This is a genomic window from Candidatus Woesearchaeota archaeon, assembly GCA_016187565.1.
Lineage (GTDB): Archaea > Nanobdellota > Nanobdellia > Woesearchaeales > JACPJR01 > JACPJR01.
Genome location: JACPJR010000026.1, coordinates 119,368 through 129,554, shown reverse-complemented (window position 1 = coordinate 129,554; position 10,187 = coordinate 119,368). Strand labels below are relative to the sequence as shown.

Sequence of the window (10,187 nt, the reverse complement as noted above, 5' to 3'; positions counted from 1 at the left end):
CCCAACAACGCAAAATATATCTTCTAGAAACCTTTTCAGGCAGTTTGATATGCTGGCTTGCATATCGGCAGGGCTAATACCCCTGCCCACCTTATCTTAACGCAAAGCAATCTCCTTTATTTTACTTTCGAATCTACTGATTGGTGCAATGGTGATATAAACCGATCCAGCTTTGTTGTATCAGATAGGTTTAGGAATTTTTGAGTTCCGTCATTTTCCATGACGGTGCCAACTATTCTTCTTTTCTTGATAATATCTCGTACATTTATTTTTTCTCCACTAATTATTTGTCTCATCTCATAAGAAGTTAGATAGTAACAATTACTCCATGAAGAAAAATTTGCTTTTTGTGCTATTATTTTGAATATTTTCCGTACTTCATAGCTTGCTTTACTTATTTTGTTTTTTCTATATTCATTCAAGAAAGTTCCTTCTTGAAGCGCATATGCTAATACACTTACTCTTGGATTATTTATTTTTTTTAGCAAAGTCTTGGATTCTTTGACTTTTGTGGTGTGATTTTTTATTGCTAAATCTCTCTCTTTTTTACAATCCTTTTTTAACAAGCGAGCTAATTGATCTCTTGCGTCGTCTAAATTCCATGGTTCTTCACAAAAATTAACAGGTATATGACTATAAGCTAAAAGCCATTTTTCCAATTCCTTATCAAGCACTCTATCGTCTATTTTTTTCGCTTGTATTTTTTCAGCGATTCTCATCAAATCATATTGAGATAGAAACAATGATGTGTGTTCTGCGGGATAAGTAACCGTCGCAATTAAATGATGTATTTGATTGTCAGCATAGCCCAATTCATTTAATTTTTTCATCAAAATCTCTGTTCCTCTACGACCTATGGCGGAAGTAACATAAAGACCTGCGCAGAAGATCTGATAGTTTTGTACAAATGTATCCCATTGTTCAACAGTTACATCTTTGATGCACTTATCTAAAGATGTTAATAACTGTAGAGCTATTGCTTCGTATCTTTTTTTCAATAATCGGACTTTTTCTACACTATTAATGGACTCGATTAACGCAAGATTGTATTTGTTTAGATTCTCTGGATTGTGAAATATGTGTGTTCGTGTTCCATTCGTTGTTAGAAATAATTGTCGTAATCTTGTATGAATACCAAAATAATGGAGATGATGGAAATTTCCTTCAGATGACATGTATTGATGCCAAAAGGACATGTTCCTTGTTATAGCTAATTCCCACGTTACCTTATCAATCACAACAAATTGATCGTCTGCATGCATAACACCGTTTTATCATCCTTCTTTATTAAACTTTCTTACCTTCTCAGAAGGTTTAGAATCTCTCTTATTGTCACCACAAGGTTGTTTCATATTTCTCGTCGCTGATCATCTAGACACAAAAACGAGATCGGAATATTTATATAGAAGTTGTATGTTGGGGATTATGGTAAGCTCTCGCATTTTAGACGCAGTTTAGATAAGAGGTGGGAGGTCATTTGTTGTCAGGGGGAAAGATAACGAGTGTCAATAAGAGGCAGTATCTAAGAAAAAAGTATTTCCAGAGATTCTTACGAATATTCATTTTACCGATATTCTTTTGTTGGCTGGGAGTTATGTTGGTAACACCAGCAGCTGCAATAACTGAGCCAGAGCCAGCATCCTTTTCTCCTTATGATGATTACATCACGTATGATCTTTCTACTGGCGATGTTGGCATTCGCATTCCACTGGTTACTGTTCCCGGAAGAAATGGCCTTGATTTTCCGGTGATTCTTGAATATAATGCCGGGATAAGCGTTATGCAAGACGCCTCGTGGGTTGGTCTTGGTTGGAAACTCGACACAGGAAGTATTGAAAGAACAACAAGCGCTATCCCGGATGACTATGATAGTGCAACGCATGGTAATAATGTCTATTGGTACAGCAAGTTCACCAGTCCTGATTATTACCAGTATGGTGAAAGCAAAATGGACTGGTTTGGAACATTGTTTAGTTTAACGACAACTGCAATACTCGGGTTTGCAAAAGGTGGTCCTGTAGGAAGTGCCATGACGGTAGGTTATTCGCTCGTAAGCAACCCAACCATGTTGAGTCCGGTAACCTATGTCAAGACCGGCGTTCTTGATGTTCCCTCTTCTCCTGACTGGAGTTCGGTGGATGGATTCTTGAAAAGTTATGCAGGAGTGCAGAATCCCACACCTATTTCAGAAGAGATCCACGATATTAATTTTCCTGATATTTTTATAGCAGATACTCCAGTCTATGAAGGAAAACTCGTCTATGGAAAATCCATTGCACAAGGTGCAGATTCAGTTATTTTTCATGCACAACGTGCAAATGGTCATCTCAGCGATGTAGCTACCGATGCTGCCTGTCGTGCAGATGCCTCTTTATGTAGTGATAATCTCCAGATTTCTTTTGCCCGAGCATCTGCTGGAGAAGATAATGGCTTAATGGTTTCTTTTTCCATGACAACAGCCGATGGCACAATCTACGAGTTTGAGGGAACAAAAAAAGCAGTTCTCGGATCGCTTGGTTCTAAAACTGCTGCATTCTCTGGCGAGGGGGTTTCTTTTTCCCGATCAACAAAATTTCCTCTGCAGGATGAGGAATGTCATTTTGATGAAATTTTCAATTATGCAGAGATTTCCCTCCTGAAGCCATACTATCTTGCCTGGGGTCTTACAGCGATTCGTGATCCACAAGGGGAAAATAACATTACCTTTACATACACAGACTGGTCTCTTCCCTTGCATTTTACCTCTCCTGATGAACGAACCGGAGAATCATGTCGCAAGCAGGCTGATGGCACTCAAGGTTTTAGTGAGACCTACCATACGGTACAATACCTTAAAACCATTGAAACACCTAGCCATATTGCGGTGTTCTTTACCGAACCCCGAGAAGATGGTCTTGATCTCGATGGAAATAGCCAGCTACGTTTACGAAGAGTAAGCCTCTTCCGTAAGCAGCCGGGAAAAACAGAGTACACTGAACAAGACATAGCGCTTACCACCTATTCCTTTACCTACGATTATTCCCTCATGAACGGAACTCCGGATAACCCACAGAAGAGAGGAAAACTAACACTCAAACAACTAACCCAATGTGGTGCAGGAAAACCTGCCTCATGCCCAAGTCTGCTGCAAAAAATTCCTCCTTACAATTTTACCTACTTCTATCCAGATGCCCAATGGGATGTTAACGCCTTTGACCGATGGGGATATTTTTACTACAACAAGAATAATCAGCAGAATCATAACAGCGAAGCATGGGAACAAAAGGCAGACGGTAGTAACGTAACGATGTCAATTCCCCAAGCATGGTCGTTGCAGAACATCACCTGGCCGACCGGTGGAGCAACGATCTTTGTCTTTGAAAGTGACCGCTACAAGCAAGTGAATAATGCTTTTGCCGATAGCATGGGAATAAACCTACTTTATGGAATCGGTGAGCAAAAAGATACTCATTTTGGCGGTGGCATTCGATTGAAAGAGGTAAGCAATTGTCCATCATCCCTTTCTCCTGCATCAGAATGTATAACGAAGCAGTATCTCTATGAAGACTTTACAAATAATAGCCTGATTAACTTTGAAGAAAAAACTGGATACAATAGCGTGGGGACTTCTGAAAGTAGTGGCATTGCAACTGGTGAACCTGGAACGTTTGAATCTGCACAAGACAGTATCATCCTTGGATCTGCATACAGTACGCCACAAGTGCAATACAGCAAAGTGACCGAAGTCATCGGAGGAGATGACACCTCTGCGCCTTATGGCTACACCGTGTATGAATTCAGCACAGCAAAAGATTACCCCAATGAAGGATTTTATCAGCCACCCATTGTGCTCAGTCATCCAGCAAATATAAATTGGGAATACGGTTTTTCTTTTCGGCGAGCCCCACATAAGCATCTGGTTATTCCAAAGAAGTTTATGTTAACCGGACCAAAGAATCACACCATGAGATTTATTTTTAGATATGATTACTTAGGAGCATGCGGAGAATGGTTTGCCTACTGGTACAAAGATTATACGCTACCATCGACAAGCAGCTGTAATCTCGAGGATCAGGGTTTGGCGTGCATGGAGATCTCTATTCAAAATACCCACGACTTCAAATACAGCTTTGAAAATGCCCAAGAAGTCTACAATCGAAAGTGCTTAGGATATGGTAGTGCTTGGTGCCCTCGGGTGCAGGATTGTGGCAATGACCGTTCCTGTAGCGATGCTGAAATTAAAGCTACTCCCGCATTTTTCTTCTTTGTGAATGGATGGGATGATTTAGATTATCTCTGTGGCGGTACCTGGAAGGACACTATTCCTACTGAACCATGGGGCCATGACCTTGAATGTCTGGACAATGACAACAAAAGTGGCTGTGATCTGATTTCAGGATGGGATTCACTTCCCACAAGCAAACGCTATAATGGAGACGTTGATACTAGCGATAAACGAGGGTTATTAAAACGTATGCAGCAGTATGCACCAAATGGATATCTCGTTGGAGAAACAACCTACACCTACCGTCTCGACAATGCATGGATGCAGATCCATCGTATTGATCCGCAGTACCATTTTCCGAAGGCCTCATGGATCCCAACCAATGAAACCATCAATCGTCAAGAGGATGTTCCTGCACGTACGACATACATCTATGATGAATTAACCGGGCAGCCTGAACAGATTCTCCGTTACAATTCAGATGGAACCCTCCACGAAACAAAAACGCAATTCGCTTATGAGGCAGGAGATGCTTATCGAACAATGCGACAGAGCCATCTCTGGAACTATCCCCATAAAATCGAAACATTCACCAATGGCAATAAACGGACAAGCTTTGGAAAAACCTGCTATGATCTTTTTGGTGGCTATTGGCAACCAAAGATTTCTACTCGTTGCAAGAATGTAAGCAGCTGTGATCTTATTACCTATGGAGGAACCGGAGATAGTCTTTGCACGGGCAATGCGTTGTTCAGCAACCAACTGGTGATCAAATACACCAACCAGTATAATGTCTACGGGCATCTGCTCCAAGAGATTAACCCAAGAGGGTTTATCACACGATACTTTTACAGTGACACGAATCAGGAATGTGACAATCAGCAAGGAAGTCCATTGGAGAATACCTATCTTACCTGCATCCAAAGAGACGATGATGATGGGATAACACCAATAGTAACCGAAAAATACGGCTACGACAATTGGGGTAACCTGATTTCTTTCGTAGATGCCAATGAACAACAAACAAGCTATCAATACGATTCTTTTGGCCGACTCAGTAACATAACTAAACCAGAGTATGCTTCATGGTCAACACGATTCATGTACCAATATCAACCAAATTGGATACGGGCTCAGCACCAGTTGCAGAACAAAATCTATGAGATCAATAGTTATTATGATACGCTTGGAAGAAAGAATGCTACACGAATTGACAACAGTCTTAATGATGTGTGGTCTGAGGATTATTATGATAAACGTGGGCTCGTCAAAGAATCAGTACTGCCGTATTATGAGCAGGAAGGAAAAGCATATGCACATCTGATTGGTTATGCCAAAGACCCCTTAGCACGGAAGGAAGTTGTGGTTCCTATCGATGAGGAAAGTGACGCTTATGTTGATTATACCTATAGTGGCAATACCTACTGTGGGGGAACTTCATCGCAATCATGCAGCTCAATTTTTGACGAAGAAACCTGCATTGGTGTAAAAAACTGTGCAGCGATGTATACTGGAATTCCTCCACACTTTTATGGATGTGCAGGAACAATTGCAGCCTGTGAACAGCAACAGCTGGCATGGTGTGAGGATGCAGGATGTGAGCGTAAACAAAAGGCGGATAACTTGTACCAAGTCACGATCAAGGATGAAAATAATAACAACACGAACACTTTTTCTGATGTGTTTGGTCGTTTAGTACGCTATGTCGATCAGACAAATGCCTCCACTGCCTATGGCTATGATAGTCAAGGAAATCTTCTCAATGTCAGCATGACTTTTCCTTTAGCTTCGACACGATTGCTCGTAAGTGAAATATTCTATGATCCGATAGGGAATCTAAGCGCCTCAGGAGGAGAGGAGGAATTTATAGAGATCTATAATGCAGGTGAGACTTCTGTAAGTCTAGATCGGTGGATTCTTGAGGATAAAGATGGACGAGATACGATTACAACTGCACGAACACTGTCTCCTGGAGAGATATTTCTCATTGCCGAGAACCGTCAGGATTTTGTTGCACGGTTTGGGAAGCAACCCGATGATGAGACAACCATCGAGCTGAATAATCAAGGTGATTGTGTTAATCTGTATACACCAGAAGGAAATTTTGTTGATGGTGTAGGTTATGAGCAGGTGCAGAATGGAAATTGCCAGTATAGCGGATGGATGCTTGAAAGCGAAAGCTCCGAGGATGATTCGTTTCAAAGAATTTGTGTTGATCTGGATACCAACCAAGATGATGATTGGGAACAGGTAAATCCAAATCCCTTTAGCATTCCTGCTCGGTGTGGTATTGCTCCCCTACAGAGCATCATGTTATCAACAAAGACGTACGACAGTCTTTCGCGAATGGTTGGAGCACAGTACCGTGATGGTGGAATAAAGTATTATAGCTACGATGACAATGGAAATATCCAGTGGGAAATAAATGCACAGGGTACGAACACCTCCGATCATTATGATGCCCTTGATAGGCTAGTTACGGTTGATTACTTAAGCGACGGAAATGCAGAAATAACCTACCTCTATGATAATGATCCTTCCTGTACCTATCGAAGCGACCGCTCGGGATTATACAAATCATATTCCTTGGGAAGATTGTGCAAGGTCATCGATGATGGAGGAACCACTGAACTCAAATATGATAAACGGGGAAGAGTTATTCGAAAACAAATGGCCGTTGATAATCGGCAGTATACCCTCGACTATACCTATGATCCATCAGATAACATCATACGTCTGGCTTTCGATGACGGAAAAGCGCAACAGAATATGACGTATGATTTTGATGCGTTGAACCATCTCAGGAACATAACCATTGATGGACGTCAATTCACCTATGCCTACGATGCATCAGAAAATGTTCGTAATCTTACCTATCCTCATGGTGTACAGAGCCTTTACACCTACTATCCACGCAATTGGCTCAAGAGCATTGATACGAAAAAAGACGCCACTTCACTCTTCAAGCGATCCTACAACTACGATGGTGTTGGGAACATTGTTGACTTGTACAATGATACACAACAGCTCCAAGAGCTTGCACAGTACAGCTACGACGATCTTTATCGATTAACTAAAGTAACCGGCTACCGTGGATTTATGCCTAATGTGGCCTATGATTACGATGCGCTGGGAAATAGAGGGAGGATGCAGGAAGGTATGACGCCAGAACGAGTCTATGAATATACCAGTAATACAAGCCGCCTTCGCTTTGATGGTGCAAGCTACTACAGTTATGATGCAGCAGGTAACATGATCACCCTTAGTTCCTTTAATCTCGTTGCAAATCCGAGTTTTGAAGTGTACTACAGAGAATCATGGCAAGGTGCTGGAGCAGCAATTGCTAACTGGAAAACAACGGGCTGGGCAGGAACAGAATCGTTTATCATAAATAGTGAGGATAAAACACGCGGTGAGGCAAGCATAACTGCACGTGGACTTAGTACGAAAAACGTCCATATTTATCAAGATATTGATGTCCTGCCTCGCTCGAACTACACCGCGAGCGGGTGGGTAAAAAATGCAGGAACAACAGGAAATACCGGGATAGGAATATGGACCGTCACTCCCCAAGGAAACTGGGGAACGTTGATTGGTTCTACAACCATTCCCTCAGGAAATAATCCATGGAAACGGATAAATGTTACTTTTATGACCGGACAGAATGATACACGGATACGCTTGAGTTGTTTTACCTTCGGAAGCAATGGAGGAAACTTCTCCTGTGATGAAATCCAACTAACTCCCGGACCAATAAATGCACTCTATCGTGCAGAGGATTATCTCTATAACCCTAAAAACCAACTAGCGAGCGTGCAACTTGACACCAGTGTTCCACGAAAAAACGTGTATACGTACGACTACATGGGGAAAAGAACTCGTAAAATTGACGCTGCTGGACTGACTCACTACATCTATTCAGGAAAGGACCTATTATACACGGCAACCTATCCTGGGGATCTTGATAAGGACATCTGTGACAGCTATACCATGATGCAGTGTAATGGCAGCTGTTATCGAGAAGAATATCGGTGGGATGATGCTCGTGTTGAAGAAGGATCATACAATCCCTCATGTTGTGGTGATGATAGTCAAGAGGCATGGGACTCTTTTGTCTATGGCTTTTCCGAGGAAGGAACCTACGATCCGCGAGCAATCATTAATAATTCCGAGAGTGCCTGCTGTGATACCTACCGTGATTGCATTCTTGGTGGATCATGCTATGCCTCAGGTAAGGGTTATACCGTAAACCTCTCTCAATATGGGACAGGTAATGATACACAAACATTCTGCCGTGATTCCGGCATATGGTACGACTGTGATTACTTTAGTGGCGATCCTGAAAATCCAACAGTAAGTTTCTGTTCTACGTGCAATACTTCATTCAGGTGGCTAACGAGTGGTACTACCAATGTTGGTGAATATAGCGCTAAGGGAAATTGGGGTTGTTGTGGTGATGATCCTCAAGAGTATATTATCTGTAATGCTCTAGAATGTGGATGCTGTAATGACCAAACAATGCGTCTCAATAGCAATGGTCAATGCATCAAGTTGGTCATTGTCAATGAAACAATAGCCTACTATGATCCAAAGGGTAACCAAAGATTAGAGGAAAGGTTCTATGCGAAGTAATTATCAAAAGCGGATACTGACATTTTTTCTCTTAATCATTGTTCTTGGATTTCTTTTAGTTATGAATGTTTGGGCAAAAAAATCTCCACTACTAATAACCCAGACCACTCAGTTGTCTAAGAATAGTACAAACAGCTCACCACAAGACAGAGGCATAGTAGTAATAAATATTCCAGAAGATAATGAATCATTGCAGGATAATACCTCACCGGAAAAGGAACCATTGCCAGATACATCTATAGTCCAACCAATTACTCGAGAAATCCAGTATCAGGATGATCAACCTGAGCAAGAATCAGCAAAAATTGATACACAAAGCAATGAATATCGACAAGAAAGTGTAAGTAAGAACACCTCTACGTTTTATGTCATTGGATCAAGTTTACTTGCCGAGATCGACCAGGATAATAATTACCGTTATATTCATGGTGATCATCTGAACAGCGTTTCTCTACGGACAGATGAAAGAGGAACAGTAAAAACATCCATCGAATATTATCCCTTTGGTGAAGTCCTTCGCGAGCACAGCGAAGCATCACGATTATTGTATACCGGAAAAGAACAGGACAAGGATACTGGTCTCTACTACTACGGCCAGCGCTATTATCTTCCTTCTGCTGGACGATTTATTAGTGTTGATGTGTGGGAAGGTCAATTAACCAATCCCCAAACCTTAAACAAATATGTCTATGCCTTAAACAATCCTATCTCGTTCGTAGATGAGCAAGGGTTGAAACCACGTCATGGGGCCACGGTTAATGATCATCTCCATACAAGCCCAACGTCTGGATATACTTATTACGGTGAAAAGCCAATGTTTTTAACGGTTTACGATGCTGCGCTCCTTCCTCTTAAGTATTACAACGAGTATAAAGCTACCCAACGGGACTTTGCTACCCTGCGGGCAACGATTGAGAATGCCTATTGGCAAAGCAGAAGTTTTTACCCAAGACCAGTATTACCTGCTGATTATTATGTGACTCATACCTTTGATGTACCTCGTGATTTTGTTCTCAAAACACTCAAACAGACGCAATCTGGCAGAGAGTTTGAGCATTTTCGCATATTCACGAACTCACGGTGGGAGGGAAAAGGTGGCATTCTCTCCTTAGATGGTCAACCGGTTACGCCAGAAGAACAGGCATTGTATCTCAAACTCTCCACTGAGACAAATCCTCCACGAACAGAGACTATCTATAGACCCATTTTTCAGGCTTCGTTTACTGAACCAGATTCAAGTTTTACACAAGACGCACCGATTGATGCAACGAGCGTGATGGTTCCTGTCAAAATAGAATATGAATGGATCATCAAAGAATGATTTTTCCAATAATTTTATAAATGGTAGTTT

The 10,187-nt window shown here is 41.5% G+C and carries 3 protein-coding genes; 2 read left to right on the top strand and 1 reads right to left on the bottom strand.

The genetic code is table 11. From position 1 onward, the window contains the following. Nucleotides 1-116 precede the first annotated feature (116 nt). Nucleotides 117-1,262, bottom strand: a complete 1,146-nt coding sequence (locus HYW21_07350; GenBank protein ID MBI2549138.1) for a hypothetical protein — start codon at nt 1,260-1,262, stop codon at nt 117-119. 335 nt (nt 1,263-1,597) lie between these two features. On the opposite strand from HYW21_07350, the gene HYW21_07345 reads away from it, so the two are divergent. Further along, nucleotides 1,598-8,836, top strand: a complete 7,239-nt coding sequence (locus tag HYW21_07345; protein MBI2549137.1) for a lamin tail domain-containing protein — start codon at nt 1,598-1,600, stop codon at nt 8,834-8,836. After that, nucleotides 8,826-10,157: an RHS repeat-associated core domain-containing protein gene (locus HYW21_07340; protein ID MBI2549136.1), complete on the top strand. Its 1,332-nt coding sequence runs from the start codon at nt 8,826-8,828 to the stop codon at nt 10,155-10,157. Before HYW21_07345 ends, HYW21_07340 begins: the two co-directional genes overlap by 11 nt. Nucleotides 10,158-10,187: the final 30 nt, after the last annotated feature.

What these genes read in the sequence shown, in the direction of transcription:
- HYW21_07340 (MBI2549136.1), top strand. Translation starts at nt 8,826, where the DNA reads ATGCGAAGTAATTATCAAAAGCGGATACTGACATTTTTTCTCTTAATC.
- HYW21_07350 (MBI2549138.1), bottom strand. Translation starts at nt 1,262, where the DNA reads ATGCATGCAGACGATCAATTTGTTGTGATTGATAAGGTAACGTGGGAA.